Below are 26,693 nucleotides of genomic sequence, written 5' to 3' on the forward strand. Positions count from 1 at the left end.
GAGCAGCTGCCCGGCAATCCAGTAATTAAAGTTCTGATCGTATCAGCTAGAGGACTGCATATCGCCTCCAGTGCATCAGCAGTTTTATTCTGCAGCTTCTAAAATAGGAGCCTGTTCCAGAAGTGTGTTTCTAGCTGCAGCATATTCATTGGAGAATTTAGCAACCAGCTCACCCGCGCTTCCAATGGTCTTGATCGAACCAATACCCTGGCCGCAACCCCAGATCTCTTTCCAGCTCTTGGGTTTGTTTTCAACCTTGTTAAAGTCCATGGTTTTCACATCACCCTCCGGCAGGTTCTGCGGATCCATTCCGGCCTTTTCGATCGATGGCGCGAGGTAGTTGCCATGAACACCGGTAAACAGGTTGGAATAAACAATATCCTGAGCGCTGCTATCAACGATCATCTGCTTATATGCCTGCTCTGCATTGGCTTCCGTGGTCGCAATAAAAGCAGAGCCAATATAGGCCAGATCAGCACCCATAGCTTGTGCAGCAAGAATGGACTGTCCCGTCCCAATGCTGCCAGAGAGCAACAGCGGGCCGTCAAACCACTCGCGAATTTCCTGAATGAGAGCAAACGGAGATGTCGTACCAGCATGACCGCCAGCACCCGCTGCCACAGCAATGAGGCCATCAGCACCCTTTTCGATCGCTTTACGAGCGTGGGTGTTGTTGATGATGTCATGCAACACAATACCACCATAAGAGTGGACCGCATCAAACACCTCAGGGCGAGCACCAAGGGAGGTGATGACAATAGGCACCTTGTATTTTACACAAAGCTCCACATCGTGCTGCAGTCTTTCATTAGAGCGGTGCACAATTTGGTTCACTGCAAACGGAGCTGATGGCTTATCTGGGTTAGCAGCATCATAAGCTGCAAGCTCTTCAGTGATCTGGATCAACCATTCTTCCAGCTTTTCTTTTGGCCGGGCATTCAACGTCGGGAAAGACCCAACAATACCTGCCTTACACTGCGCGATCACCAGATCTGGGTTGCTGATAATAAACAAAGGACTGCCAACCACCGGCAAACGCAACTTCTCTTTTAGAATCTTTGGTAAAGCCATTTCAAATACACTCCCTAACAAAACACCGCATTGCCCGTATCATTTTAAATCAGGCAACATCTCCTCGCCGCCGCTTCAATCTTTCCTGCATGTCATGCATCATTGCTCCGCTCTGGTCATCAACCAAAGCAAGAACATCATGTGCAGTTAAAACTCGAAAATCTTGAGAAAGCACATGTACGCTGCGCACTGGCTCTCCATTTTGCTTATCCAGCAGCTCCAGCCTGGGGCCACCCTCACGAGCTTCCCATCGCTCACTCCACTGGTGCAACGCAATCATGACCGGGTAAAAGTCCATCCCCTTCTCGGTTAGGAGGTAAACCGTTCCCCGTTTATCATGCTTGTCCTGCTCTTTGCGCAGCATCCCTGCCTGTACAAGACGCCTTAATCTATCAGTCAGTACACTTGTCGAAATCTGCAAGTGACCCTGAAAATCATCAAAACGCTTCATCCCTTGAAACTGGCATCTCAAAATCAAAAGGATCCACGGGTCTCCCATCTGCTCGATGGCTTGAGCAACCGCACAATCTACACCTGCAAAGCTTCGCCGCGCGCCACTCATACCAAACCTCAGACCCCTTCATTTAACTTCGCTAAAAGAAGTTATTTCCACTTTACCTAATGGGCAACCTAGTCATTTGGCCTAAACTGCACCGTAAAAGTTCCGTTGTATGGGACCCACACATAAATCCATGCCTCAAGCACGGGCACAAAAAAACCTGGGTGCTATGGCACCCAGGCAAACTCTATTACTTTTCCAATCAGGAGATTAGAAGCGGTAGGTAATACCAGCGCCAACCAACCAAGGGTTCAGCTCAGCAGTACCCGTAGCCCTGCCCCCATCAATCACAACATCAAAATCGGGTTCAAGGAACAGCTTCTTCACGTCAAGGTTCACACCCCAGTTGTCGTCGATCATGTAGTCGAAACCAACCTGAAGCGCAGCACCAAAGGTATTATCAATATCCAACTTATCGGCCCTCTTGCCGGACTGATTATAGAAAATGGTGTAGTTAACCCCTGCGCCAATATATGGTTTAAAGCTACCAAAATTGGTAAAATGGTATTGCAACGTCAGTGTTGGTGGCAAAATCCAAGTACCACCAATATCACCGAGACTAGCCACACTGCCAGCACCACTCACTTTTGAGTAAGTCGTCCCCAAAATCAATTCAGCAGCAATATTTTCAGTGAAGAAGTAACTGATATCAAGTTCAGGCACCACTGAACTTGAATAGGAAAGGTCAGACCCCGGTACGTCATTCACGTAACCATCATCTTCAGGGATCACTCCCAACGCACGAACACGGATCTGCCAAGGGCTTTTTGAAGAAACAGCTTCGGCAATGACTTCATTTTGGGGTGCAGCCAGATCCGCAGCCAAAACTTGACCAGCCGGCACCATGGTCGCGGTGGTGACCACTAGACCTATCACGCTCTTCAAACTCATCTCCAACTCCAATTTTATAAGTATAATTTACACTTACTCTAATATTAACCACCAACCACAGCAGCATTGAGTTGCATCAAACCAGCAGCCTTAATATAAGTAATATTTCCAGTAGTATTATTGCTCGATCATATATCTAAAAATAGATTTCAAATAAACATTGCTTCACGAGATGCGACACTTACGAAAACTCGCAAGTACAAAGAGTAACAAAGCTGCCCCTAAGGCAGGTGTACAAGCACTTCAGACAAGTTTGTAACAATCTCCAGAACCAGCTATGAAGTGATGTCTTTGCAAGAGTACGGTCCCTAAAAGGCAACGCACTTTCAGGAAAACAGTAGGACCTGCGAAGTCTTTTCAACTTTAAGTCTACCGCGTTTTCTGACTGGGGGAATAAATGGCAGCGCAATGGTGTATCGGTCTCATGACTGGAACAGTTATGGATGGCAACGTCGACATTGCTATGATCAAAACTGATGGCGAAACCATCGAGGAGTTTGGCCCCTACACGCTTGCAAGCTACCCCCCTCAAACCAACCAGCTCATTGCAGAGGCGATGGAAGCCGCTCAGAGCTGGAACTTTGCAAGTAAAGAGCCTGAGATATTTGCAAGAGCTGAAAAAGCCCTAAGCGAAAGTCAAGCGCAGGCAATTTCACAATTCCTTTCAAAAAATCGCATTTCCGCGCAAACCATCGCATTAATAGGTTTTCATGGGCAAACCGTGTTGCATCGCGCCCCGAAAGACGGTCAAAAAGGCGCAACGAGACAGCTTGGCGACGGCCAGATAATCGCTGATATGCTCAATATTCCAGTAATTTATGACTTTAGAACGCAAGATATTGAAGCAGGTGGACAAGGCGCGCCCCTCGCCGCAATTTACCATCAGGCGCTTCTTCGTCGCGCAGGCTTGTCCGACAATCCAACGGACACTGCAATTTTAAATCTGGGCGGCGTTGCCAACATCTCATGGTGGGACGGGAACAACACATTAATTGCGTTTGACACTGGCCCCGCCAACGCCCCACTAAACGACTGGATCAACTCACACAATCAAGGCGAAATGGATCGTGACGGTCTCATTGCTTCCCGCGGACAAACCGATGAAGATCGACTGAAAAAGCTCCTACAAAACCAATACTTCACACAGTCCTTCCCAAAATCACTTGATCGCAACAGCTTTACAAAAGATATGGCAAAAGGCCTTTCTTTGGAAAATGGCGCTGCAACACTGACCGCCTTTTCTGCCGCAGCAGTCGCTAAGGGATTGGAGATGCTGCCAAAACATCCAACTCAACTCGTGGTTTGCGGAGGCGGCAGAAAAAATCCACAACTCCTGAGAGAGATCGAAACACGGGCAAACACAAAAACAGTCCAAGCAGAAGAACTTGGCTGGCGCGGCGACGCCGTCGAAGCTGAGTGCTTCGCTTTTCTCGCAGCAAGGTGCGACCGCAACCTCCCAATCAGCTTCCCTGGAACCACTGGTGTTCCCATGGCAATGTCAGGTGGGACAAAAGCATTCGTAAGTTAATGCAACTACTTGCGCCAACTTCGTGCAACAAGCACACACGAAAAGTGGGAGCATTTGCCGCCGCGCAAACGCTCCCACCGACCCCTTGTTCATAGAACAAAAGACCAACTCAGAAAATTGAACAATAAAATCAAAGTAATATCACGGTGCCGCAAACTTTAAATAATTGATATATCGATATAAATCCAACAACCTGCGACACTCACAACATACATTAAAGTTACCCTAACAAAAAGCCTACATAAGAACGCCAAGCAAGACTGTTGTAATTCAGCATCTCGATGTTTATTCGAACACAAATAAGTAGTACTGTTTAAATATACAACATATTACTTAGAGCTTATTATCATTTTTTACGACGATTACAGGAAACACACTCCATCCATCATTGGTAAAACTACAAACAGAACGATAAAGGTAGTTTGAAATCGCCTAAAGTCATGCTACGCCAATTGAAGGGAGGAGCCGTCTTTGAAAAGAAGAACTATCAACCGCATTGCGTTTGTTTCCAGCGATACACCGGAAGCACTTGCAGCATGCCAAGCCCTTGAAAAAATGTACGGATCCGTTTCGCAAGATGATGCGGACGTCATTGTTGCGCTTGGCGGCGATGGAGTTATGCTCTCTTGTCTACATAGGTTTATGAACACCGGCATGCCAATCTACGGCATGAATCGCGGTTCAGTCGGCTTCCTTATGAATGAGTATCGAACCGACAACCTAATCGAGCGGCTGGAGAAAGCAGAAATAACACCGCTGCACCCCTTGAACATTGAAACCGTAGATAAAGATGGAAACGAGTTCATCGCGCGCGCGATCAACGAAGCCTCGTTCCTGCGCAAATCTCACCAAGCCGCTAAGCTGCGTATCTCCGTTGACGGACGCGTACGCTTGGAAGAACTGGCCTGTGATGGCATCATCATCTCAACGCCACAAGGCAGCACAGCCTACAACCTATCTGCACATGGCCCGATCCTGCCGATAGACTCGCCGCTAATGGCACTCACCCCAATCAGTCCATTTCGTCCAAGGCGTTGGCGCGGTGCGTTGCTATCCACACAGAACACTGTGAAAATAGAAGTACTTGAGGCCGACAAGCGCCCAGTGAATGCGGCTGCAGACCACCGTGAGTTCCGAAATGTGATCAGCACAACAATCTATCAGGATGCCACGGCACAAAGCTGCATCATGTTTGATCATGAACATAGTTGGGACGAACGTATTCTATCAGAAATGTTTAAGTACTGATCGCAATATCGCTGGTGGCGACATAAACCCAGTATACTTAAAGAAATTTCTTCGGCTTGGTATTGCTCATAAAACCGCTAGGCATTAGTACAAATTCGAAATATACTCATGCCTACTGCAATGCAGGCTAAGGAAACGCTACGAAAATGGCCTCTTTTTCCAGTTCAGACAAACCTTCTCAAGAACATATCCCTGTTCCCAACCTCCTTGCTAAAAAAGTCAGGAAACTGTCGCCTGTTGAGGCTGCAAAATTTGACCCAGTTAAGGCGGCAGAAGAAGCCATAGAGAAACTCTCTAATAAGTTTGAAAGCTGGATGGCCGCCGAAGTTGAGCGTCTGAAAGACGCAAATCTAGCTGCCCAACAGGCAGACTTCAGTGAAGAAACATATGATGCGTTGTTCCGTTACGCACACGACATCAAAGGCCAAGCGAAGACACTTGGCTTCCCTCTGATCGGTCGTGTTGCAAACAACCTGACTCTTCTGCTTGTTGCAGCCAATACTGAGCAAACCTACCCCAAAGAGCTCATCTCTCAACATGTCGACGCGATCAACGCAATGATCTTTGAAGACGCCCGTGATGAGAGTAATCAACTTGGCGTTGCTTTGGTCACAAGGCTTGAAGAAGCAAGTAAACCACTCACAGACATGGTCGATAGCTAAAAATAGTAGCGCTTAGTAGTAGCTAAGCCACGTCACTCAACATTTCAGCAACGCGGGTCCGTGCGCTTTCGCGGGCGGCCTCATTTGCAAGCCGGTGCAATAAGTCCTGCAAGTCACCAAGGTCCTCAACTCCCAACTCTTCTTCCAGAGCAATCAGATCTCCCGCAACGATGCGCGACTTGGACCAGTGATCAGCCTGCAGGCTCTCTACACGTTGCCAACTCGCGATGCACTCTTGAAACATGGTGTGCGTTCTATCGGGCAAACCAGCAGCGGATAAAATACGCCGAAGCGACGCACTAAATGGCATCGCGAGAGCGTCAAACACCTGATCCTCTTCATATTCGGAAAGTCGGGACAGCGAGCTAGTCAAAAAGTTGAAGCAACCAGTCACTGCCGCACGCAACAGCAAGACACTCGTCATCTGAGCAGAAACAACCAGATGCTCAACGAGCCCATGCAAATCCTTGTCAGAGGCACTCCAAGCTAATGAAATTGTAGAGCGGTCTTGCGCGTCAGCAACAAGTTGTTCTGGCGCTCGCATATTCCGCGCACCCAGAACTTGTGGATGTTCACTTAAACTTTCAGTATATCGGCGAAGCATCATATGGCGGATTTGCAAAGGAACATCACGACGGGACATTAAAGCGTCTTTGACCTCCCGGCTCGTACCAAAGCGCTCTATGATACGCTCCATACTAACTGATGCAACTGTAGCTGTTTCGTTCGCCAACAAAGCAGCACAAGCTTCCTTACAGGCAACTTCGCCAATTGCAGCAGACAAGCCAACCGAGATATCAGGCCTGCAGGCGACCGCGACAAGGCGACGAGACGTTCCCGTAGCGACAAGGTCGATTAGTTCCGCTTCTGGGATTTCTGTCATCCCGGAGAGCAAAGGGATCGACACATCATCAGCGTCGACCAACAAAGCAGAGATGATGTGCGCTGGCACGGCCTTCGAAACTCCAAAGGCTTCGGCAAGAGCCACACGAACGGCGACATCACGATCATCAAGCAAGAATGTCAGAGCAGCTTCAGCTTCACTATACTCAGAGCCCTCAAGGTCCGAGTACAAAAACGCTCGTGCCAAAGCACCAGCGGCCTGTGCGCGGCTGCCACTTGGCGCATGCTGCACCCAATTTAGGAAACTCTTTATGATCATGGCGCTCGGAAACCTATATCCACCTGCTATGGGTAGAAATAATTAATCATAATTCTTAAGGCTTCGTTCACCGCAATCACTGTTTCTCATAAAACAACGAGTATGAGAGCTCAAACCAAGCGGTTTGGCCAAAAAAAACGCGATCTCTAAACTTTTTTACTTATGGATTTTCCGCTCTCTTGTTGAGGAGAGAGAAATTTTGTCAGGTCCAATGGTCCGCCTGAAGGACGAGCGATTGGACGGGGCGCAGCAAATTGCTGGCTCATTGATTCTTGCGCCTCAAACCCCGATTGCTTGGTTGCACTCACTGCTTTGGAGGCAGTAACCGCTGCAGTCTCATTGGTACGAAACAGGGATTGAAAGGGAATTTCGCTATCTGTTGCTGTTGTCGCCCGCCACGCCGTCAAGATACGGCTTTCCACACGATGACTATCAATTGGCTTGGTGATTGGGTCTTGATGATGACCCGCAGTAGCCTTATCCAACTTCGCGATGGTGTCGTTGAAACGCCCAACGAGCCGTTCGTGCACATCAAGCACACCACGAGCCTGCCCCTCACGGTTGTAAAAGACTGCTTTGTTGGACCGAGCCTGCAGTGGAAATAAGTCGGCAGCTTTCTTTTGAGGTGCGTCCTGCACTGCGTTGAGAAGGCGTAAACTGCCCGTCACCCCGAGGAAATGAGCAAGGTACAGCTCGCCTTCAGAAGGCTCTCGCCCTAAGCTATTGGATAAGCCAGACGCATTGTCTTTCGCCAACGCACCAGCGACGAGCGAAGAAACTTCAGGATCATAACGCAGATCTAAAAGTTGCTTTCTCAGGTGTGCGTTATCGACCTGGTATTTCCCCTTAGCATCTACACGAATATGTGCAGAATAGTCTTCCAGGCCCAACTCCTCACCATTCTTCTTTAGGGTCTCAAGCCATGTAGATTCAATGAATTGAAACAGTCCTGATGCTGAGGAGGTCTTAGCTTTGGCTTTGGGGTCAAATGAGGATTCACGCGCAGCCGCCTGGAGCAGAAAATCAAAGGACGTGCCAGTTTTCGAACTCGCTTTTTGGAAAGCATGCTCAATACGCCCTGCAATTGAAGGATCGCCTGCTACCTTCACGAGAAAATACCCCTTCGAATAATAGTAGTTAATATCCCTTAATATTGGTTAACATTTAGTTAACTTAAAACTTGGTGCTGCTGAAATTACTAGGTAATTTTAGGTTAAAGAGGGATTATGCATATGCCCCAGACTCATTCCAATAGGTTACAATTCAATTTCTGATTGGATTCGGAGAACTTCCATGAACTGCCTGCTCCGCATAACTGCACCAACACTCGATCTGAGCGAAGAAATTTATCGTCTTCCAAAGCTCTCAATCGCCCTTACACCCAAAAAACCTGCAATCGATTTTGAAGCCTACGGAGAGCCTGATGTTCTTTCCAAACTTTGCAAGAAACATGAAATCTACTTCTTTTTAAACGAGCAGGCAGAAAGCACCATTCTGTCATCGCTCAAAGCATATAGAGAGATAGGCATCAGCGGCGTAGCCCCAACATTCACCAAGGACGGTGTCGATATCGAGCGCTTACACGCCATACTTTCCGTTTTTGAGGCAGAGCATGCAAAACAAGAAGGAACGCTGAAAATCCTGCCAGAGTTCGGCAAATATCCCTCTGCCTTTAACAGTCTAACAAAGCTAGCAGGTTTAAGCTCTCGACTAACCGCGCTTTGTTGGAGTGAAGAGGAACTAAGGCAAACCCTTGGGGCAAGCGAGTCCAGAGATACTCAAGGAAATCTATTAGGGCCCTTTCAGTATGCTCAAACACAATGCCTTTATGCTGCAAAAGCTGCGCAGCTAATCGCCTTGGATACTGCAACACCAAAACAAATGCGGTTAGCAAGTTCAGAGCTGACAATTAAGAAATCTGCCATGCTTGGCTTTTCAGGCAAGTGCGCGAACACCCTTAGCGAAGCACGTAAGATCCAAGATATATTCAAGAAATAGAAAGTGGGCGCTTCAAGCGCCCTCCCTTATGCTTTTTCAGGAACAGCAGGCCGCTTCATCTGAAAGACCTTATCCGTAACCGAATAGTCCATATACCCCAGGCGGGCCAAAGGCTTCATTTTCGCCACATTAAGCATGCCGTTTTCCAGCACACTATCGTCGATATGCACACCAACGACTTGTCCAAGTATAAGCCAACTATTGGTCACATTTCCGTCAATATCGACCAAACGCTGCACATTCACCACCTTGCATTCAAGGGAAGTTTTGGCTTCCAGAACACGCGGAGCTTTTACCAAATTGCCGCCCTTAGCCGTCAACCCAGCAAGCGCAAACTCGTCCACGTCAGAGTCAACCATGGCGGAAGAGAGGTTCATCGCATCTGCAAGGTCGAGCGTGGCCTGATTACAGACAAACTCGCCTGTCTCTTCGATGTTTCGAACAGAATCTTTATAGCCACTGGAGCCTATGACCACCATAGGAGGCGCATCGCACACCGCATTAAAGAAACTGTACGGAGCAAGATTTCTTATGCCATCTTGAGAAAGAGTTGAAACCCAGCCAATTGGTCGTGGCGCAACGATTGCCTTAAATGGATTATGCGGCAATCCATGAGGCTTATTTACTTCATAAAACATAGACTTACCTCAGGACCTAAGCACCAACACCAGACGACGTGTTTTCAAAATATTCTGTCAATTGGGCCACATCAGGCCGTGATCGCTCTTTTGGCGTTACACTCGGGCTACCTATATGAATAAAGCCTGCAAACCGCTCGCCGGCGCGTGCGCCAAGATAAGTAGCAGCCTCATCATCAAAGGCATACCAATCAGTAAGCCACTGGGCCGCAAAACCTGTTGCAAAACAAGCATTAAGGAGAGAAAGGCAGACCGCGCCCACGGCCAGTTCCTGCTCCCACACCGGAACTTTATGCTCTCTGTTTGGACACGACAAAACACCAATCACAAGAGGTGCTTTTTTAAAGCGTTCAAGTTCCATCATTTTGGCGTTGTCACCAAGAGGCCCCTGACGCTTTTCTGAAAGCTGAACCAGCTTTTCACCAATTCCATCTGCCTGTGAATTTTCATAGACTATGAAACGCCAGGGAGAGATTTTCCCATGGTCTGGAACCCGACAGGCCAGCTCAAGCAATTCGGAGATTTGTGTGCGATCTGGAGCAGGACCCACAAGTGTAGCAGCAAGGTGAGATCGACGAGCTTTGAGAAAACTCTTCAGTTCAGGAAGGGCTGTATTTTCCACGGTCTCGTTTCTTCCTAAGATTTCAAAGGGTAATGCTACGAATAGTCATATATGGAATATCAATTATGTCAAATAAAGGGTAGCCCCGCCCCATTACCGCCACATTGCAGATCAATCCCCAACCCACTCGGTAAAAATTTATAAAACACTTCCAAATCACAGTTTGTCACTGTAATCTGAATTCGTTCGAGCGCTGTCGGTTTTGTATTTACTGTAGCACTCGGGCCACACTTTCTGAGGTAGCAGCGAGAGCACACGTGAAGTTAGAGCGGATATCGACGTTCAGCAAAGCGCTACAATGCGCAGCCATCACCACAGCTCTTTTTGCTGGGATGGCTTTGTCTGGAGCTGTAGCTCAAGCTACAGGACCTATTCCTGTCTCAAAACCTGCTCTACCGTTCTCCAAAGAAGTATTGGACTTAGGCGCCAAGCCGGACAAGACAATCACCCCTCCAATCAGCTACGATCCACTGAGCGGATATCAAGGGCAATCCCTTGCGCCAACGTTCGGCACCAATTTCTTGCCATATGCGCCCCCATCTGTAGGGACCAACCAGGTACCCGTTGGCACAAAGCCAGTCCTATACCTTGTTGCAAAACTGGCAGAGGGAACACCAAACCTCACCCGAGGGCTGAAGTGGCGCGTTTACTCATCCAAAGAGAACGCTGATGGCTCCCTAAATCTGGTTGCCTCCTCTCAAGATCAAGATGCAGAATTCCGGCTCGACCCAGGTACATACTTAGTACACACATCGTTTGGTAACGTCACCGCAACCACCCGCTATGAACTCAAAAGCGGCGTGAAGACTGGTACCATTATCCTAAACGCAGGTGGCATTCGTCTCGACGCAGCACTGGGAAGCGAGCAAAAGATCCCACGCGAAGATGTCGTATTTAACATTTACGATATGACGTATGACGCGACCGGAAATCGCAGCATCGTAGCCTCCGGCATCAAGCCCGGCGAACTTGTGCCAGTAAGCGCTGGGACGTACCATGTAGAAAGTCGCTACGGTACGATTAATGCAGTTGTGCGGGCCGACATCCATGTTCAGGCAGGCAAGCTAACCGAAGCAACGCTGCACCACCAAGCAGGCAATGTGACCTTGAAGCTCGTTAGCGCGAAGAACAAAACCTCGCTAGCCAATACGTCATGGACGATCCTGTCACCCGGCGGCGACACTGTTGCGAGCGGCAACGGAGCATTTCTAGACCTTACACTTGCTGCAGGCACATACACTGTCATGGCACGAAACAGCGGTGATATGTACCGCGATGAATTCACAGTAAGCCCAAGCGTGAATAAGGTAGAAGTTGAAGTGCTGACAAAAAATCCGATGTGAACTTCATACCCAAATCCAACATTCAAGCACCGGAATAACGGTGCCTTTTTTTGTAACTGCACATCACCCCACAAGCTCTTACCCAGACAAAACAGATAGCTACCAAGCCCACAGCTACAAAAAAGGGCTGACAGCAAAACTGCTGCCAGCCCCAAAATTAAACCAGAATCAAGAACTAGGAAGCAAGCTCTTTCAGGTCTGGTGATGTTGCTTCATCGGTCAGGCTTGCAATAGCCTCATCCAGTGTCATGGATGTTTGAGCACGAGAGCCTAGGCGACGAATACTAACTGAGCGTTCTTCGGCCTCACGCTTACCAACTGCAATAATCACAGGCACCTTAGCTAGCGAATGCTCACGGACCTTGTAGTTGATTTTCTCATTGCGAAGATCCAACTCACCGCGCAAGCCAGCAGCTTTCATCGCATCCTTAACTTCGCGTGCGTACTCATCAGCATCAGACGTAATTGCGGCTACAACAAACTGCTGAGGAGCAAGCCAAAGCGGGAAGTGACCAGCAAAGTTCTCAATCAAGATACCAAGGAAGCGCTCAAGGGAACCACAGATCGCACGGTGGACCATGACTGGCTGTTTCTTTGCACCATCACTATCAACGTAAAACGCACCAAAGCGCTCAGGCAAAGTAAAGTCTACCTGAGTGGTACCACACTGCCATTCACGGCCAATCGCATCGCGCAGGGTATATTCAAACTTAGGACCGTAGAAAGCGCCCTCGCCCTCCAAAATACCTGTCTTGATCTTGCCGCCAGAACGCTCTTCGATCTCCTGAAGAACTTCAGTCATCACCTGTTCAGTGTGATCCCAGACTTCATCGGAACCCACACGCTTTTCAGGACGAGTGGAGAGCTTAACAACGACCTCTTCAAACCCAAAATGCTTATAAACAGAAAGGATCAGATCATTGATCTTGTGACACTCTTCAGCCAGCTGCTCCTCGGTACAAAAGACGTGAGCATCATCTTGAGTAAACGCACGAACACGCATCAAACCGTGAAGCGCGCCAGAAGGCTCGTAGCGGGACACAGCCCCAAACTCTGCCATACGCAAAGGCAAATCACGATAGGACTTCAGTCCGTGTTTGAAGATTTGCACGTGCCCAGGACAGTTCATTGGTTTAATCGCGAAAACACGATGGTCTTCGGTTTCAGTCACGAACATATTTTCGTGATACCATTCCCAGTGACCAGAGGTCTCCCATAGAGATTTATCCAAAATCTGCGGAGCATTCACTTCCTGATAATCATCAGCAAGACGGCGACGCATGTAATTCGTCAGATTTTGGAACAGCTGCCAGCCTTTATGGTGCCAGAAAACAACACCTGGGCCTTCCTCTTGGAAGTGGTAGAGATCCATTTCGCGACCAAGCTTACGGTGATCACGCTTTTCAGCTTCCTCAAGCATATGGAGGTAAGCTTTAAGATCCTTCTCATTTGACCAGGCAGTGCCATAAATGCGGGTGAGCATTTCGTTGTTTGCATCACCACGCCAATAAGCACCAGCAACCTTCATCAGTTTAAAAGCCTGACCGATCTGGCCAGTGGAAGCCATATGAGGTCCGCGGCAAAGGTCAAGCCAATCGCCCTGCTTATAGATTTTAACGCTTTCACCTTCAGGGATAGCGTCAACAAGCTCGACTTTGTAGTCCTCGCCCTTAGAAGCAAAGTATTCCTTAGCTTCCTCGCGACTCCAGATCTCTTTTGTAAACTTGGCATTGCGCTGAATGATCTGCTGCATTTTCTTCTCGATTTTAGGCAGATCTTCAGTTGTAAACGGCACTTCGCGTTTAAAGTCGTAGTAGAAACCATTATCGATCACAGGACCAATAGTAACCTGTGTCTCAGGCCACAGTTCCTGAACTGCTTCCGCCATCACGTGCGCAGCATCGTGGCGGATCATTTCAAGCGCACGCGGGTCTTCCCGTGTAACGATTTCAATAGCAGCATTTGTTTCAATAGGATCAGAAAGATCGCGCAGCTCGCCGTCAATTGCGATGGCTACAGCTTTCTTCAAGAGAGATTTAGAAATGCTCCCTGCAACATCAGCGCCAGTCGAACCAGCGTCATATTTACGAACGGAATTGTCAGGGAAAGTCAATTGAAGCATATCAAGTCTCCAGCTCACTCCTGCAAACAAGGCAGGTAAGCGGTTTGGTGTTAAACATGGACTGCCTGAATATACAATTCTCCCGCATGCGTCCAGATGATTTTCTGATCCTGCGCCACAACATCCAGCAGGACCGCACTCCCGTATAACACGTTACACACCTTGAATTATCGCAGGTTCGCAAGGGTTTAGCTGGCCTTGCACTCCGGCGCCCCCCATACTGCCAACCAAACCAAGACTCAAAATACACACTGAGGGCTGCCCGAACCCAATTGGCTTTTGAACTGGAGCTGAGCATGACTACGCCAAAACCTAAGCTCTACTTTGATCTGACCACCTTGAGACAAAATCGCTCCACTTCACTGCAAGCCAACGGCGTCACCAGAACCCTATACGAAACGGCCCGGTGCTTTTATCAGGACGAAATCGAAGTTACATTTATTTGTCATGACGCCCGAACAAACGAATATGTGAACGTCCAGCCAGCCCCCTTTTTTACAAGCGGTGAACTCACACCAGAAGATCTTCCAAATCTCTTGGGCGCACCGCTCAAAGCGCTCAACAAAGAAAAGTACAAAAACCGCAAATTAAAAGGCATGTTCCATCGGATGCGCTACGCATTACGCACAAAGGCGCGCAAAACGACGGGAGCATATGACGGCGATGCTCTGGGAGGACCACTGATCGACATCGACGCCCCGTTCCTCTCACTGGGAAACCTGCAAGAAACACGGCGCTTAGCGGAGTATGTAAAAGCCCGCGCACCTTATGTGCCAGTCTATGCCATGATACATGACATATCGCCATTACGTCTGAACGATACTGAGCACGATCATGGCGCAAAGCTCTGGCTAGATGACTTGAAGCGCACCATCGCCACGAAACCACACATACTGGCAAACTCAGAGTATACTAAAAACGATCTTCTACAGTTCCTAGCAGAACAGGAAATCCCCTCACCTCAAAGCACGAGCGTTGTTCACCTTGCCCATGAATTTAAAGAGGTAAGCCCACTCTTCCCCTTAAGACAGAGACCAAAAAACGGCTTCTTTTTGCTCCTAGGAGATATTCGGTACCGAAAGAACGCGAAGTTGGTTTTCGACGCCTATCTGAACTTACAGCAGCAAGGTGAAGCAGCAAACCTCCCCCAACTCGTTTGTGCAGGTGCCATACCAAATGGCGCATTCGCTAGCCTCAACTCAGACCAACGCTACACCCCAATCGGCAAATACGTCACGATTATCCAAGCCCCCACGCAAGCAGCCCTGACGGCACTTTATAAAGAGGCTATTGCTCTCATTTACCCAAGTCTGTTTGAGGGATATGGCTTACCTGTTGGCGAAGCTCTTTGGATGGGAACACCAGTTCTCGCGTCAAAAGCGACCTCAATTCCCGAAGTTGGAGGCGATTATTGCCGCTACTTTGACCCGCAAAACACTGAGGCGTTGGCGGCTCTGATTCAAAGTACAATTGAGCTTCAGGAAACCCTGCGCGCAGAAATCCCAGAGCGCGCGCAGCTTAGGCATTGGCATAACGTGGAACAAGATATCTGGAACATCATTCGCAGTAACAATACACCACCAGACAAACGCATTTCCGAGAGGCCGAGCACAAAATTTTCTCTAGAGGAGACCTAAGCACGCTTTCGACCGGGAAAGCGAATGAGAAAGAAACATACACTCAAAGATGTTGTATGGTCAGCAAAGGCGGAAAGGCACTCTAGTGTGGCTTTGCAGCGGCTTTATCGCGTTTGAAAATTTTCACCAGCTGGAAGTACTCACAAACCAACTTCATATCAGGAGAAAAAACACCATTGCGTTCGAAGTACTCGCGATGCGCATCCTGCCAGAACTCAAGGCTAAGGTCACCCTCACCTTCAAGCACAGCCCAGACTTCATCAATCTCATTGAACTGACGCACATCAACCGTAACCATCTCGATCACACAGGCAGCCTGTCCTTTGCCGTCGACCACGACATATTGATCACCCGGCTGAGGAAGAGGCTCCCCTTCTCTCTCATAGGAAAGCAGGTCGCCACAACTCGCGGTCTTTGTTCCGTTCAAAACGAGCTCGAGCAAGCGATCAGCCAGATCCGGGCTATCACCAAACGCAAAACTAGGGAGATGTTCGAAGTTTTCCAACGACATACATACTACCTTAAGCAACTGATTATATGAAAGAAAATGGTGGAGGAGGTTGGATTCGAACCAACGTAGGCATAGCCAGCGGATTTACAATCCGCCCCCTTTAGCCACTCGGGCACTCCTCCGTCGCATTGGCCAAGTTGGCCGCGCCGTGTGAGGACGGGTTATCTTCATTTGGGTGCCCTTTGTCAACGCCCCATTTGAATTTGACTAGGGAAAAACCGTTTTTGTCGTGCAAACTGTGCACAACGACACCCCCAAAGATTTAATACCAGCAATTATACGTAGTTAAAAATGTAAGTTTTGCGAAATTTGCCTTTAAAAACAGTCTGGCACAGGCGCTCTGCGGCAAAAGAAAGATAGCAGCACAATGCGCGCATACTCACATGCAGGGCGTGTTGCAAAGTTTTCAGTCAATCCTTCAAGTCAAAACGGGTCTTAGGATCGATATGCTTCCCGCTCCAATTCCCATATCGCCAAGGTAGGAACCACTTGGAGTTCTTAGGCAGCGTCAATGGAACAGGGTCATACCCACTTGCACCATAAGGGTTACAGCGCACGATACGAGACAGCCCTATCCAGCCTCCGCGCCAAAACCCGAAACGCGACATTGCTTCTACCGTATAATGTGAGCAAGAAGGTTGGTACCGGCAGGCCCGCCCAAGTATCAATGACAAACTATGTTGATAGATCCATATGAGCCCGATACCAGCACGCGCCATAATACTGGCTGACCTCTCTTTTGGGAGTGGTTCAGGCTTACACATGTCAAAATACCTTAGGCAACAGGGGCTTCAACTGCATCAAGCGCTTTCACCAATGCTTCAAATGCAAGCATGGTAGAAGCATGCCTCGCTTTATAGCTACGCACCGGCTCCAGGAATGAAAGCTCAGCAAAACGTCCGCTCGGAGGCGGCCCATCTTCCTTCAGCATAGCATGTAGTTGTGTATATGCATTTCTTACTTCGGTTGGAGACGCGCCTATCACATTCCGTCCAAGTATGGACGCCGACGCCTGCCCCAAAGCGCAAGCTTTCACATCTTGCGCAAACGCAGTTATTAGACCATCGATTACACTAACCTCGACACTGACGGTCGAACCACACAGTCGCGAGTGCGCTTTTGCATCAGCCTGTGGATTATCAAGGTGCCCCAATAATGGGATATTCCCTGCAAACTCAAGGATCTTATTATTGTAAATGTCGTCCAACATGCAAAACTCTGTCTACCAAACTGACACCCGCTTTAGAACCCAAAGCGGTCAAGGGTTACGCAATAATAAGGGAAGACCCTTCCCTAACCAAGACATCTACCTTATATAGGTGGTACTGCCGAGACCTTGCTAGAGGTCAAAAGCGGATTATCGCAATCTAGCATACATTACCTAGAAGAAACCATAAGTGCCAATTGATTGGCTGTCTAAACGGGTTGTCGCAGACCATGGCCTGAGCCATACTCGCATCTCCTTAGGTAAGACGCAGTTTTGCATAAGACAACGCAAAGAGCCTGATTTAAGAACAGGCCATCGAAAATAGTTTTTGCGCAGGAGCCTATGGCGGGTTCAGTGTTTTTTTAAGAGCTGTATGTCTTAAGTTACACATCACCTGCGTATTGTTGGAGACATAATATGGACGCTGTTTTGAGACCGGTTACTGACACCGATCCCACGGCTACAGAAGACAACAAGCTCCCCAACCGCCCTAGCCGGGCTGAAGCTGAAGCCGCTGCACGTGTTCTTCTTCATTGGATCGGTGACGATCCCGAACGCGAGGGACTGTTGGATACTCCAAAGCGTGTCGTAAAAGCTTATGAGGATCTTTTCTCTGGCTATAAAGAGGACCCGCGCGAGCATATGGAGCGCACCTTTGAAGAAGTCGGTGGATACAACGACATCGTGTTACTCAAAGATATTAGCTTCACATCGTTCTGTGAGCATCACGTTCTTCCTTTCACCGGCAAGGCGCACATTGCGTACTATCCAAATCACGCGGTGGTCGGGCTTTCTAAGATCGCACGTGTTGTAGACATTTTTGCACGCCGCCTGCAGACACAGGAACACCTGACGGTGCAGATCTCTACTGCAATCGAAAAATACCTGGCTCCACGTGGCGTTGCCGTAATGATCGAAGCAGAGCACCAGTGCATGTCCATGCGTGGCATACAAAAACAAGGTGTATCAACACTCACAAACCGGTTCAGTGGTGCCTTCGAAAATGATGCATCAGAGCAGGTTCGCTTTATGACAATGGTCCGCTCTTAAGCCAGGCCATTCATTCTTAGAAATTCGAGCAATTCATGTCGACGAATATAAAGGCCGGCGGCTTCGCGCCGCGAGCTGACAAAAATACAGTTGAGCTTGGCGATGAGCTGCGCCCAAAATTTGACGAAAACGGCCTGATTGTTGCTGCGGTCACCGACTTTGAAAGTGGCGAGCTGGTTATGGTCGGATACATGAACGCCGAAAGCCTACGCCGGACAATAGAAACTGGCGAAGCTTGGTATTGGAGCCGCTCTCGCCAGGAGTACTGGAAAAAGGGTGGCACTTCCGGCCAGGTTCAAGAAGTCATTGAGCTCAGAACCGATTGCGACCAGGATGCTATCTGGCTTCGCGTTAAGGTTCACGGCAACGGCGCAACCTGTCATGTCGGTTATCGTTCCTGTTTCTTCCGAACGGTTAAATCGGACGATACCGGTGAGGTGTGGTTAGAAAAATCAGAAGCGTCACCGACATATGACCCCCAAGAAGTTTATGGAGAAAATCAATAGGTTTCTCTGCGCCCAAATTCTGTCTTTTTATAGGTTTATGGACCATACTTGCCGTAAGGTAAGGATGACAATTCATTCACTGACTGACAGACGGGGAGAAGGCCGTGCTGCCAAAAATATCTCTTTGGCCTACCAGCAGACAGCCTACAGAACAGGATCAAGAACCTGAAACACCGTCAAATGCGCCTGATCCGGAAATAACGCCTGGAATTGGCTTGGCTCTTGGCGGTGGCGCTGCACGCGGCTGGGCCCATATCGGTGTCCTCAAAGCCCTCTCCGAAGCAGGTATTCAGTTAGATTTCATCGCAGGAACATCAATCGGCGCTGTTGTTGGCGGCTGCTATCTCTGCGGCAAACTGGATCAGCTTGAAGAGTGGGTCCTCACTCTTTCTCGTCGCCGTGTGTTCAGCATGGTTGATCTGTCGTTCGGTGGATCAGGCCTCATTTCCGGTAACAAAGTCCTTTCCTTATTTGAAGACCACTTTGGTGGCATCATGATCGAGGATCTTGACCGACCCTTCGCCGCAGTCGCGACCGAGCTGGGCACGGGGCATGAAATCTGGTTAAAAAATGGCCCACTCGCTCAAGCGATGCGATGCACAACGTCGCTGCCCGGCGTCTTCGAACCTGTTGCCTATGGTGGCCGCTGGTTAGTGGATGGGGCGCTGGTAAACCCGATCCCGGTGTCAGTTTGCCGCGCGATGGGTGCCAGAGCAGTAATAGCGATAAATCTGAATTCAGATACCTTTGGCCGCGGCTCCACTGTTGTCCATGAGCTCCCCCCAATTCCCAAGGATATGATCCCAGAAATTGAAAGCAGACTCCTAAAAGATCCGGGCGGCACAATTAAACGTGTTTTGCGCCGACAGATATTTGGCGGCAAACCCAAAGCTCTTCCGGGCATTTCGGGGGTTATGATGGACAGCTACAATATTATTCAGGATAGGATCGGCCGCTCACGCCTTGCAGGCGACCCACCAGACTCGATCTTAACATTACGCCTGTCACATTTGGGTCTGTTCGATTTTCATCGTGGGGAAGAGGCCATACGCGTCGGCTATGAAACTACATGTCGTGCACTGCCTGAGCTACATCAACTGGCAGAGATGCAGCCATAACGTTTGTAGAACAAACATCTTGCGTGTCTTCTACAAAAATCCACTGGCACAAGATAAGTGTCTATCAGACCTCGACAAAGCGAAACTGCTATGTCCAAGCAACACAGCAGTTTTCACTTACGTTACACGGCTTGTATATAGTTTCTCAAATCATGAGCCTCTCGCTCGACCTGAGCGATCCGGAATTTGACAATATCGCCGATTGAGACCAGGCCAATGAGCTTCCCATCTTCCACGACAGGCATATGACGGAACCGTCCTTCAGTCATCAGCGCCATTAAACCGGTCACTGAATCCGCCTCTGTACAAACGGTGACCTCTTTTGTCATGTACTCACTGACAGGATGCGACAGTGCATCAGTCCCCTCCATGGCGATGGCTCGCACAACATCACGCTCAGAAACGATACCGACAATCACGCCGGGCTCATCACACAACACGATTGCACCCACGCGCCGTCCACCAAGGCTTGCACAAATCTCACTTAAACTGCGAGTACTCGGCTCGGTAAAAACGTCCCGCCCTTTGCCGTTCAATATGGCAGCAACTGTCATCGCGACCTCCTCATTTGTTTATGCCATTCTTCTTTCTCATAGAAAAAAGAGGAAGAGAGTATTTCTAACCCTACGGCATCATGGCATAAAAAAACAATACTTTCCAAGTCAGCAAATTAAGTGCTGCTAACATATGTAGTTAGCTAAGAATTTTATAGCTTCCTTCAACGCGACTTGATTGGGTCAAGCAGAGGAAAGAGGATAAGCCCTGCAAAGAATCCACCAACATGAGCTTGCCATGCGACACTGACACCTTCCCCGGTAAGAGGAGTCGACCAGACACCAAAGAGGAAGTTTAGCCCAAACCAAACAAGAATGAATGTGAACACACGTCTATCACTTAATGCTTCCATCAAGGGTCTGGCAGGCACAGCATAGGCGGCAGTATCAAGACGTCTAAACGACCCCATTGGCCCTCCAGCCTCAAAGATAAACCTCAAGGACGCCGCCATCTGGCCAGAAACGGCTGCTGATGCCCCGATTACCGGAATGCTCTGCCCCCAATTGGTCGCAAGGTGAGCTGCGGCACCAGCAATGGCGCAGATAGCAGAAAGGAGCAAGAAACGGGGGGCACCAAAACGCCGCGCAACCGCGCTCCCGAACACCGCCATCCACAGCAGGTTAAAGCCAATATGCTGCGCACTCCCATGAAGAAAACCGTAGGTCAGGAAGCTCCAGATCGCGGAAGCTGTTTCACCTGGCCAGGAATATGAGTCCATGAAGCCGCTCAGATAACGAACTGGCCAAAATGCAAACAGACGTAGCGCCAGGAAATCAGTGCTCGCAGATAAAACATACACCCGAACGAGATGTATTCCGATCAGTACCAATGACAAGCCAACAACTACGGTTGGCAGATTAAACATTGGCTCCCGTGGTGGCTGCTGAAACTCTGGGTTGCGCGGTGCCATATGCTCTTCATTGGATTGGTTCATTTCACTACATATCCGAAAATTAGTGTCCCATTTTGAACTAGAACAACTTGGCATCCTGCGCAAGTATCACCCGGACATACGAGACGTGGACAGACCTCACGTATCATCAACTCCTAAAGGTCCTCCCGGTCAGGAGCTGGTCTTTCCATCTCTAAACGATGCCAAGGCAACAAAATAGCGATGCATCCATCAGCATTTACAAAACACTAGGCATGCCAGCAGCTCAACCAATGAAACAAGGGCGGAAGTACTCCGAGAGTTCAAGCATAGCAAACAAAACCATCAACCAAGACAATAATTTGATCAATATCTTGATTTCTCTCTAGTTTGGCATGCTCCCTGCTTAACCCCCACCATAGACCAACGGCTAGTTAAAGAAGTCCATAAAAAGGACACTAGCGTCAATCGGGGCACCCAATCAACGGGCTGGGGTGGGAAGAATATGAAACACGGCGCATCGCGGATATTATTTGAATACTGGGACGAGATACGGGCGCAACGCCCCGCACCAGAACGCGGAGATATCCAGCCCTCAGCGATAAAAAGCGTACTGGGTGATACTTTTATTCTGGAACTGGCCAAGCAAAAGCAGTTCAGGTTTCGCCTTGCCGGCACACGATTGTGCTCTCTCTTTTGCCGCGAACTGAAAGGGCGGAACTTTCTCGTCGGCTGGGATGACAAAGATCAACAAGCCGTCACCGCCATGCTCTCAGCAATTACAAAGGACGGAGCTGCCGCGGTCATCAGTTTCACTGGCTCCACCGATATGGACCAGTCAGTTGATTTAGAGGTGCTACTCCTGCCAATTCGAGTGCAAGGCGAGGGCTGTACGCGGATTTTAGGATGCATGGCTCCTTTGAAACGCCCGTTCTGGCTCGGCGTCCAGCCCGTCACAAAGCAAAAAATAAACAACCTTAGGCTAATCTGGCCAGACGATGATGACCCGATTTTCAGTGATGGAAATGAATGTGTTCCACATTTTGGAACCCCTTCCCACCGCGCAGTTGGCCCAATGGAACCAAGAGTGAATCGCACAGGCCGACTAACACGCCCGACTCCGCCCAAAACAGTCCCAATCCCAAATAGCAGACAAGTGGCACACCTAAGGGTCGTTGATGGCGGCAAAATATAAACCTGTACATTTCGCCAGAGTTACCACTCTGTTAACCTTGCTTTCATAGGGTTTGGCCCAAGTTTTGTATCTATCAATTATCGCGTACTTGGGATTCTTGGGCAAATGGACGGGCGCACAGCGACCAACAGAATTGCTGCATTAGCAGCAAAAGGACCTGACAAGCGCCGTTTTTCTCGCGTTGACGTCAATGTATTAGGCCGCTTCATGTTGGAAAACAGGCGCGAATATCCCTGCCAGGTCGTAAACATGTCACCAGGTGGCGCAGCTTTCATCTCTCCTGTTGTCGGGAAGATTGGTGAACGCGTAATCGCCTACCTTGACCATATTGGCCGCATCGAAGGCAAGATCGTCCGGGAAATTGATGGCGGCTTCGCCATGACAGTGAATGCCAGCGCCCGCAAACGCGATAAGCTGGCATCGGTACTGACATGGCTAGCAAACAAAGACGAACTCAACCTGCCCGAGGACCGCAGATTCGATCGCTTTGTTCCAAAGAACCCAATCTCAAAAATTATCCTGCCTGACAACAGGGAGTACGCCTGTCGGATCGTTGACGTTTCTCTGTCCGGTGCCGCACTGAAAACCGATGTACGCCCTGCACTTGGCACACCAATAACACTAGGAAAAATGCGAGCGCGTATCGTGCGCCACTTCGAAGACGGCGTTGCTGTTGAGTTTGCCACTGTCCAGAATCAGCAGCTGCTGGAGAACCATATCTCACATGTTGAAGAGCATTAGATGAACAACACGCCAAAACGGACATTTCGGTTTAGGACTCAACTTAGATTTTTAAAATAATTTGAAAAATATTTCTGGCAAATTTCGTATGCTTTAAGCATGCGTTCACTCTCAAAGCCTAGTTCACAAGCAGCTTGCCCAACGCGCTTATCGCAAAACACCTTTAGAAATCCTAGTTTCCTGCGGTTTCGTGATATAGTTACATTTTGAATTAATTTTAAATCTAATTTTGCGTTTATTTAAATCAATTGCAATAAAACTTTGGATTAAATACCGCGCTAATTTGATTAAATTATACGTATTCGATTTATGACCAAATAAAACAGAGCGTCTGAAAGTAGGCCCGTCCAAGGTTGGAGGGCTCTACTTGTGTTTGAGTACAAGCTGTTCGCGAAAAGTGTATTTGGTATCGTGATAAGCGGATTACTAGGCCTATCTCATGCGAATGCTGAGCAGGTTCCTGGACGCTTTATGCCAGTTATTGGTCAGGCCAGTGCCCCGATTGGTCACCGTGAGTTTTGTCGAAATTACCCTGTCCAATGCGAGTATGGCACAAACACGCCTCTGGTTGTTCGCCTGACGAAAGAACGCTGGCAAGAGCTTTTGGACATCAACACAAACATCAACGCCAACGTACGTCCTTTGACTGACGATCAACTCTTTGGCGTTGCAGAATACTGGACGTATCCGCAAGGAGCTGGTGACTGCGAAGAGTATGTGTTGGAAAAACAACGCCAGTTGATCAACTTGGGATGGCCTCCAAGCGCCCTTCTCATCACAGTTGTCAAAGACTTGGATAACGGCGGCCATGCAGTCCTGAGCGTGAGAACAGATCAGGGTGATCTCATTCTTGATAATCAGGTCACCTCAATTTTGCCTTGGTACTCAACGCCCTACCGCTATGTAAAACGGCAGTCCGCTCGTAACGCCGCAGCATGGTCTGCTATTTCTGATAAGCGCGTTACCACAGTCGCCAGCATTCCTGAATAAGACAGCCAGCGCCCTGTCAATTGAAGACGCCGCAGAAATTCTCTGCGGCTTTCTCATCTCTTTATCGAAACAGCTAAATTTCAACCAATTGTGATTTGAACCGCTGGGAGTTCATTACATACCCATCAGCAGAGCGAATAAGCATAGCTCTGGTCTTTTCATCCAATGAACGAATAACTTTGCCTGGCGTTCCCACAACCAAAGAACCGTCTGGAATGATCTTGCCTTCGGGGATCAAAGCATTCGCTCCAATAATGCAACCTTTCCCGATCTTTACGCCATTGAGCACGGTCGCCCCCATACCAATCAAAGACCCCTCTCCCACGCAGCAACCATGCAAGATCGCCTTATGACCGATGGTACAATTTGCTTCAATAACGAGAGGATACCCCAAATCCGTATGTAAAACCGAACCGTCCTGGATATTGGAACGTGCGCCAATGTGAATGAGTTCATTGTCACCACGCAAAACAGCTCCAAACCAGATGCTTGCTTCTTCATCCAGCTGAACGTTTCCTATCAGGCTTGCACATGGTGCTACCCAGTAGTTCCCGTTTTCAGGCAGTTTCGGGCTTACGTCTCCAAGTTTGTAAAAAGGCACAGGGATCTCCAACACTACAGAATCAACCCTATGAAATTTAGCATAGGAGACACTCAAAGTACCAAGATAATACCCAGAACGATTGTCCCAGAACAGATGCTCCACATTGTCGCAAGCCCGCCAGCAGCAGCGAGCATTTTTGGACTAAACATCTCCCGATAATAGTTCTGTATCGCGTTTCGCATAAATATAAACGGCCCGGCAAAGAGCCACATTATCAACAGTACTAAGCCAGAAACCGGCCCGTTCATCTCTCCAAAAAACCTCGCAGGCTCACCAGTCACCAAATGGTAGAAGCTTCCAAAGACACCTGCAGTTACAAAACCGGAAGCCGCGATGAACCCGGCAACAAACAATTCGCCTAACATGCGCATCTCCCAACTCTTGGTCGGCTCATCCAACACCAAAGGTAGTACTGTGCTTATGAAAGCAAATTCTGTACCGTTCGCTATCCTCAATTAAGCAATTGTAATTATTAGCGTTGAGAAGTTTCTCATCACGGGATCGCATCGCAAGGCGCAGGTTTGTTCCGTTTCAAAACAGCTATGGCCTACTGTATGCCAACATGAAACAAAAAAGGGCCCCGAAAAGGAGCCCTTCAAATCTATCTGATCTTGCGTGTTGCCTTAAAGGCCATCCACGTCAATTTCAAGAATAGCCATCTGGAAGTTCCAGCTCAGCTCTCCATCTTCCTCATCACGGAAGATGACACCGAGAAACTCGTTATCAATATAAACTTCTGCAGAGTCATCTTTAAGAGGACGTGCACGCACTTCCAAGCCTTGGGACTTGAAAGTATTGCGCATGTAGGTTTGCACCTTACGAATTTCATCAGGCTTCACAGCCGTCTCCTTACTATTGTCACATCAAACTTGGGGCACAAACTATACAAGTTTGACCTCATGCCAACCCTCGGAAACTAGCTTATCCTTGTTTGTTTTGCGAGGAAAGTTCTTGACCTTGCCCTATCATTTGGTCCATGGCGCGAGCCGGCTGGTCGCAACCAGCTTCTCCTACAATCTTAGCTGGAACACCAGCGACTGTAGTGCATGGCTCAACGTCTTTGAGAACGACAGACCCAGCTGCGATCCTGGAGCAATGTCCAATTTCAAGGTTCCCCAAAATCTTGGCACCAGCACCAATCAGCACACCCTGACGGATCTTCGGATGACGGTCACCAGTGACCTTGCCCGTACCACCAAGTGTCACACCTTGCAAAATGGAGACATCATCTTCAATCACAGCAGTTCCACCAACCACGATGCCAGTACCATGATCAAAGAAGACTCCCCGCCCAATTGGAACTTGAGGGTGAATATCCATCTGGAACACTTCAGAGCTGCGGCTCTGCAGATACAGCGCAAAGTCCTCTCGTCCCTGTTTCCATAACCAATTGGCTAACCGATGGGTCTGCAGCGCATGGAATCCTTTAAAATAAAGGAGAGGCTCCAAGAGCCGGTCACATACAGGATCACGATCAAAAACAGCACTAAGGTCAACACGCAATGCCTGAACAATATCAGGAGCCTGATCCAACACATCCAAATATGTCTGACGAATAAGAGAAGAAGAAACAACCACATGACCCAATCGGTCAGCCACACGATGAACAATCGCTTCCTCTAAAGAAGAATGGTTCAACACCGTCTCATAAACAAACGACGCAAGCGCAGGTTCAGAGCTGGCCATGGCCTGAGCTTCTGCTTTCACACGATCCCAAACAGGGTCATGAGAAGCGAACTCTTCCGGGCTACTGGAAGGAATTTGCACCATGAAAGAACGTTCCTTTATAAATAGGACTTATTCAAACCTAAATGGGTGCAGCCCGGCTCAATCCAAGCCCCACCCAATGACAATGAATTATCCG

At 48.7% G+C, this 26,693-nt stretch carries 29 protein-coding genes and 1 tRNA gene; 12 read left to right on the forward strand and 18 right to left on the reverse strand.

Annotated elements, in window-relative coordinates:
* Window positions 1-84 precede the first annotated feature (84 nt).
* The 3 genes from BMZ51_RS12655 to BMZ51_RS12665 form a co-directional block, all read right to left on the reverse strand.
* Window positions 85-1,071, reverse strand: coding sequence for an NAD(P)H-dependent flavin oxidoreductase (locus BMZ51_RS12655; protein WP_068001723.1), 987 nt, complete (start codon window positions 1,069-1,071; stop codon window positions 85-87).
* A 49-nt stretch (window positions 1,072-1,120) separates the two neighbouring features.
* The gene (locus BMZ51_RS12660; RefSeq protein ID WP_068001725.1) at window positions 1,121-1,633 is read right to left on the reverse strand and encodes a winged helix-turn-helix transcriptional regulator; all 513 of its coding nucleotides are present in this window, start codon (window positions 1,631-1,633) and stop codon (window positions 1,121-1,123) included.
* Between the two features lie 207 nt (window positions 1,634-1,840).
* The gene (locus BMZ51_RS12665) at window positions 1,841-2,521 is read right to left on the reverse strand and encodes an OmpW/AlkL family protein (RefSeq protein ID WP_068001727.1); all 681 of its coding nucleotides are present in this window, start codon (window positions 2,519-2,521) and stop codon (window positions 1,841-1,843) included.
* A 397-nt stretch (window positions 2,522-2,918) separates the two neighbouring features.
* Between BMZ51_RS12665 and BMZ51_RS12670 the strand changes: the two genes are divergently transcribed.
* The 3 genes from BMZ51_RS12670 (at window position 2,919) to BMZ51_RS12680 (ending at window position 5,959) form a co-directional block, all read left to right on the forward strand.
* Window positions 2,919-4,049 (forward strand): anhydro-N-acetylmuramic acid kinase, encoded by a 1,131-nt coding sequence (locus tag BMZ51_RS12670; RefSeq protein ID WP_068001730.1) that lies wholly within the window; start codon window positions 2,919-2,921, stop codon window positions 4,047-4,049.
* 471 nt (window positions 4,050-4,520) lie between these two features.
* A complete protein-coding gene (locus BMZ51_RS12675; RefSeq protein WP_068001733.1) occupies window positions 4,521-5,297 on the forward strand; it encodes an NAD kinase in 777 nt (258 codons plus the stop codon).
* A gap of 146 nt (window positions 5,298-5,443) precedes the next feature.
* Complete coding sequence (locus BMZ51_RS12680; protein ID WP_068001736.1) at window positions 5,444-5,959, forward strand: Hpt domain-containing protein; 516 nt, start codon at window positions 5,444-5,446, stop codon at window positions 5,957-5,959.
* A gap of 22 nt (window positions 5,960-5,981) precedes the next feature.
* Here BMZ51_RS12680 and BMZ51_RS12685 read toward each other — a convergent pair whose 3' ends face one another.
* On the reverse strand, window positions 5,982-7,121 hold the full coding sequence (locus BMZ51_RS12685; protein WP_068001738.1) for a DUF2336 domain-containing protein: 1,140 nt from the start codon (window positions 7,119-7,121) through the stop codon (window positions 5,982-5,984).
* A 146-nt stretch (window positions 7,122-7,267) separates the two neighbouring features.
* Window positions 7,268-8,230, reverse strand: a complete 963-nt coding sequence (locus BMZ51_RS12690) for a transglycosylase SLT domain-containing protein (RefSeq protein ID WP_068001741.1) — start codon at window positions 8,228-8,230, stop codon at window positions 7,268-7,270.
* 184 nt (window positions 8,231-8,414) lie between these two features.
* Here BMZ51_RS12690 and BMZ51_RS12695 point away from each other — a divergent pair, with 184 nt between their 5' ends.
* Window positions 8,415-9,119 carry a citrate lyase subunit beta gene (locus BMZ51_RS12695; RefSeq protein WP_068001745.1) on the forward strand — a complete coding sequence of 235 codons (705 nt, stop codon included), beginning with the start codon at window positions 8,415-8,417 and terminating at the stop codon, window positions 9,117-9,119.
* A gap of 26 nt (window positions 9,120-9,145) precedes the next feature.
* On the opposite strand, the gene BMZ51_RS12700 is transcribed toward BMZ51_RS12695, so the two are convergent.
* On the reverse strand, window positions 9,146-9,757 hold the full coding sequence (locus BMZ51_RS12700; protein ID WP_068001750.1) for a flavin reductase family protein: 612 nt from the start codon (window positions 9,755-9,757) through the stop codon (window positions 9,146-9,148).
* A gap of 16 nt (window positions 9,758-9,773) precedes the next feature.
* Window positions 9,774-10,379 carry a nitroreductase family protein gene (locus BMZ51_RS12705; RefSeq protein ID WP_068001753.1) on the reverse strand — a complete coding sequence of 202 codons (606 nt, stop codon included), beginning with the start codon at window positions 10,377-10,379 and terminating at the stop codon, window positions 9,774-9,776.
* 257 nt (window positions 10,380-10,636) lie between these two features.
* Between BMZ51_RS12705 and BMZ51_RS12710 the strand changes: the two genes are divergently transcribed.
* A complete protein-coding gene (locus BMZ51_RS12710) occupies window positions 10,637-11,722 on the forward strand; it encodes a hypothetical protein (protein ID WP_068001756.1) in 1,086 nt (361 codons plus the stop codon).
* Between the two features lie 175 nt (window positions 11,723-11,897).
* On the opposite strand, the gene thrS is transcribed toward BMZ51_RS12710, so the two are convergent.
* Window positions 11,898-13,844 carry a threonine--tRNA ligase gene (gene thrS, locus BMZ51_RS12715; RefSeq protein ID WP_068001759.1) on the reverse strand — a complete coding sequence of 649 codons (1,947 nt, stop codon included), beginning with the start codon at window positions 13,842-13,844 and terminating at the stop codon, window positions 11,898-11,900.
* Window positions 13,845-14,140: 296 nt separating this feature from the next.
* On the opposite strand from thrS, the gene BMZ51_RS12720 reads away from it, so the two are divergent.
* On the forward strand, window positions 14,141-15,481 hold the full coding sequence (locus tag BMZ51_RS12720; protein ID WP_068002773.1) for a glycosyltransferase: 1,341 nt from the start codon (window positions 14,141-14,143) through the stop codon (window positions 15,479-15,481).
* 82 nt (window positions 15,482-15,563) lie between these two features.
* Here the strand turns inward: BMZ51_RS12720 and BMZ51_RS12725 are convergent, their stop codons facing one another.
* The 4 genes from BMZ51_RS12725 to BMZ51_RS12740 all read right to left on the reverse strand — a co-directional run bounded on the left by BMZ51_RS12725 (window position 15,564) and on the right by BMZ51_RS12740 (window position 17,202).
* Window positions 15,564-15,992, reverse strand: a complete 429-nt coding sequence (locus BMZ51_RS12725; protein WP_068001762.1) for an ASCH domain-containing protein — start codon at window positions 15,990-15,992, stop codon at window positions 15,564-15,566.
* 37 nt (window positions 15,993-16,029) lie between these two features.
* Window positions 16,030-16,114 (reverse strand) — tRNA-Tyr (locus BMZ51_RS12730).
* A gap of 288 nt (window positions 16,115-16,402) precedes the next feature.
* Complete coding sequence (gene yidD / locus BMZ51_RS12735) at window positions 16,403-16,756, reverse strand: membrane protein insertion efficiency factor YidD (protein ID WP_074882093.1); 354 nt, start codon at window positions 16,754-16,756, stop codon at window positions 16,403-16,405.
* An 11-nt stretch (window positions 16,757-16,767) separates the two neighbouring features.
* Entirely contained in the window at window positions 16,768-17,202 is a 435-nt protein-coding gene (locus tag BMZ51_RS12740) for an iron-sulfur cluster assembly scaffold protein (RefSeq protein ID WP_068001765.1), read from the reverse strand.
* A 414-nt stretch (window positions 17,203-17,616) separates the two neighbouring features.
* On the opposite strand from BMZ51_RS12740, the gene folE reads away from it, so the two are divergent.
* From folE to BMZ51_RS12755, 3 genes are all read left to right on the forward strand, one after another.
* Window positions 17,617-18,249 carry a GTP cyclohydrolase I FolE gene (gene folE / locus BMZ51_RS12745; RefSeq protein WP_068001768.1) on the forward strand — a complete coding sequence of 211 codons (633 nt, stop codon included), beginning with the start codon at window positions 17,617-17,619 and terminating at the stop codon, window positions 18,247-18,249.
* A 35-nt stretch (window positions 18,250-18,284) separates the two neighbouring features.
* Complete coding sequence (gene hisI / locus BMZ51_RS12750; RefSeq protein WP_068001771.1) at window positions 18,285-18,755, forward strand: phosphoribosyl-AMP cyclohydrolase; 471 nt, start codon at window positions 18,285-18,287, stop codon at window positions 18,753-18,755.
* 104 nt (window positions 18,756-18,859) lie between these two features.
* On the forward strand, window positions 18,860-19,873 hold the full coding sequence (locus BMZ51_RS12755) for a patatin-like phospholipase family protein (protein WP_244271355.1): 1,014 nt from the start codon (window positions 18,860-18,862) through the stop codon (window positions 19,871-19,873).
* Between the two features lie 122 nt (window positions 19,874-19,995).
* Here the strand turns inward: BMZ51_RS12755 and BMZ51_RS12760 are convergent, their stop codons facing one another.
* Window positions 19,996-20,427, reverse strand: coding sequence for a CBS domain-containing protein (locus BMZ51_RS12760; RefSeq protein ID WP_068001776.1), 432 nt, complete (start codon window positions 20,425-20,427; stop codon window positions 19,996-19,998).
* Window positions 20,428-20,591: 164 nt separating this feature from the next.
* Window positions 20,592-21,362, reverse strand: coding sequence for a rhomboid family intramembrane serine protease (locus tag BMZ51_RS12765; protein ID WP_068001779.1), 771 nt, complete (start codon window positions 21,360-21,362; stop codon window positions 20,592-20,594).
* Window positions 21,363-21,804: 442 nt separating this feature from the next.
* Between BMZ51_RS12765 and BMZ51_RS12770 the strand changes: the two genes are divergently transcribed.
* The 3 genes from BMZ51_RS12770 (at window position 21,805) to BMZ51_RS12780 (ending at window position 24,225) form a co-directional block, all read left to right on the forward strand.
* Entirely contained in the window at window positions 21,805-22,494 is a 690-nt protein-coding gene (locus tag BMZ51_RS12770) for a PAS domain-containing protein (RefSeq protein ID WP_068001782.1), read from the forward strand.
* Between the two features lie 105 nt (window positions 22,495-22,599).
* Window positions 22,600-23,235, forward strand: coding sequence for a PilZ domain-containing protein (locus tag BMZ51_RS12775; RefSeq protein WP_068001785.1), 636 nt, complete (start codon window positions 22,600-22,602; stop codon window positions 23,233-23,235).
* Window positions 23,236-23,604: 369 nt separating this feature from the next.
* Entirely contained in the window at window positions 23,605-24,225 is a 621-nt protein-coding gene (locus tag BMZ51_RS12780) for a transglutaminase-like cysteine peptidase (protein ID WP_068001788.1), read from the forward strand.
* A 73-nt stretch (window positions 24,226-24,298) separates the two neighbouring features.
* Here BMZ51_RS12780 and BMZ51_RS12785 read toward each other — a convergent pair whose 3' ends face one another.
* From BMZ51_RS12785 to cysE, 4 genes are all read right to left on the reverse strand, one after another.
* Complete coding sequence (locus BMZ51_RS12785) at window positions 24,299-24,826, reverse strand: gamma carbonic anhydrase family protein (protein ID WP_068001791.1); 528 nt, start codon at window positions 24,824-24,826, stop codon at window positions 24,299-24,301.
* Between the two features lie 53 nt (window positions 24,827-24,879).
* Window positions 24,880-25,194, reverse strand: a complete 315-nt coding sequence (locus BMZ51_RS12790) for a DUF6949 family protein (protein ID WP_068002775.1) — start codon at window positions 25,192-25,194, stop codon at window positions 24,880-24,882.
* A 258-nt stretch (window positions 25,195-25,452) separates the two neighbouring features.
* Window positions 25,453-25,668, reverse strand: a complete 216-nt coding sequence (locus tag BMZ51_RS12795) for a DUF3126 family protein (protein ID WP_068001795.1) — start codon at window positions 25,666-25,668, stop codon at window positions 25,453-25,455.
* A gap of 82 nt (window positions 25,669-25,750) precedes the next feature.
* On the reverse strand, window positions 25,751-26,599 hold the full coding sequence (cysE, locus tag BMZ51_RS12800) for a serine O-acetyltransferase (RefSeq protein ID WP_068001801.1): 849 nt from the start codon (window positions 26,597-26,599) through the stop codon (window positions 25,751-25,753).
* Between the last annotated feature and the right edge of the window lie 94 nt (window positions 26,600-26,693).

It is taken from the genome of Pseudovibrio axinellae (assembly GCF_900110875.1).
GTDB classification, from domain to species: Bacteria; Pseudomonadota; Alphaproteobacteria; order Rhizobiales; family Stappiaceae; genus Pseudovibrio; species Pseudovibrio axinellae.

Coding starts and splice junctions, on each gene's coding strand:
- BMZ51_RS12655 (WP_068001723.1), bottom strand. CDS start 1,071: ATGGCTTTACCAAAGATTCTAAAAGAGAAGTTGCGTTTGCCGGTGGTT.
- BMZ51_RS12660 (WP_068001725.1), bottom strand. CDS start 1,633: ATGAGTGGCGCGCGGCGAAGCTTTGCAGGTGTAGATTGTGCGGTTGCT.
- BMZ51_RS12665 (WP_068001727.1), bottom strand. CDS start 2,521: ATGAGTTTGAAGAGCGTGATAGGTCTAGTGGTCACCACCGCGACCATG.
- BMZ51_RS12670 (WP_068001730.1), top strand. CDS start 2,919: ATGGCAGCGCAATGGTGTATCGGTCTCATGACTGGAACAGTTATGGAT.
- BMZ51_RS12680 (WP_068001736.1), top strand. CDS start 5,444: ATGGCCTCTTTTTCCAGTTCAGACAAACCTTCTCAAGAACATATCCCT.
- BMZ51_RS12685 (WP_068001738.1), bottom strand. CDS start 7,121: ATGATCATAAAGAGTTTCCTAAATTGGGTGCAGCATGCGCCAAGTGGC.
- BMZ51_RS12695 (WP_068001745.1), top strand. CDS start 8,415: ATGAACTGCCTGCTCCGCATAACTGCACCAACACTCGATCTGAGCGAA.
- BMZ51_RS12700 (WP_068001750.1), bottom strand. CDS start 9,757: ATGTTTTATGAAGTAAATAAGCCTCATGGATTGCCGCATAATCCATTT.
- thrS (WP_068001759.1), bottom strand. CDS start 13,844: ATGCTTCAATTGACTTTCCCTGACAATTCCGTTCGTAAATATGACGCT.
- BMZ51_RS12720 (WP_068002773.1), top strand. CDS start 14,141: ATGACTACGCCAAAACCTAAGCTCTACTTTGATCTGACCACCTTGAGA.
- BMZ51_RS12725 (WP_068001762.1), bottom strand. CDS start 15,992: ATGTCGTTGGAAAACTTCGAACATCTCCCTAGTTTTGCGTTTGGTGAT.
- yidD (WP_074882093.1), bottom strand. CDS start 16,756: ATGTGTAAGCCTGAACCACTCCCAAAAGAGAGGTCAGCCAGTATTATG.
- BMZ51_RS12740 (WP_068001765.1), bottom strand. CDS start 17,202: ATGTTGGACGACATTTACAATAATAAGATCCTTGAGTTTGCAGGGAAT.
- folE (WP_068001768.1), top strand. CDS start 17,617: ATGGACGCTGTTTTGAGACCGGTTACTGACACCGATCCCACGGCTACA.
- hisI (WP_068001771.1), top strand. CDS start 18,285: ATGTCGACGAATATAAAGGCCGGCGGCTTCGCGCCGCGAGCTGACAAA.
- BMZ51_RS12760 (WP_068001776.1), bottom strand. CDS start 20,427: ATGACAGTTGCTGCCATATTGAACGGCAAAGGGCGGGACGTTTTTACC.
- BMZ51_RS12765 (WP_068001779.1), bottom strand. CDS start 21,362: ATGAACCAATCCAATGAAGAGCATATGGCACCGCGCAACCCAGAGTTT.
- BMZ51_RS12770 (WP_068001782.1), top strand. CDS start 21,805: ATGAAACACGGCGCATCGCGGATATTATTTGAATACTGGGACGAGATA.
- BMZ51_RS12775 (WP_068001785.1), top strand. CDS start 22,600: ATGGACGGGCGCACAGCGACCAACAGAATTGCTGCATTAGCAGCAAAA.
- BMZ51_RS12790 (WP_068002775.1), bottom strand. CDS start 25,194: ATGTTAGGCGAATTGTTTGTTGCCGGGTTCATCGCGGCTTCCGGTTTT.
- cysE (WP_068001801.1), bottom strand. CDS start 26,599: ATGGTGCAAATTCCTTCCAGTAGCCCGGAAGAGTTCGCTTCTCATGAC.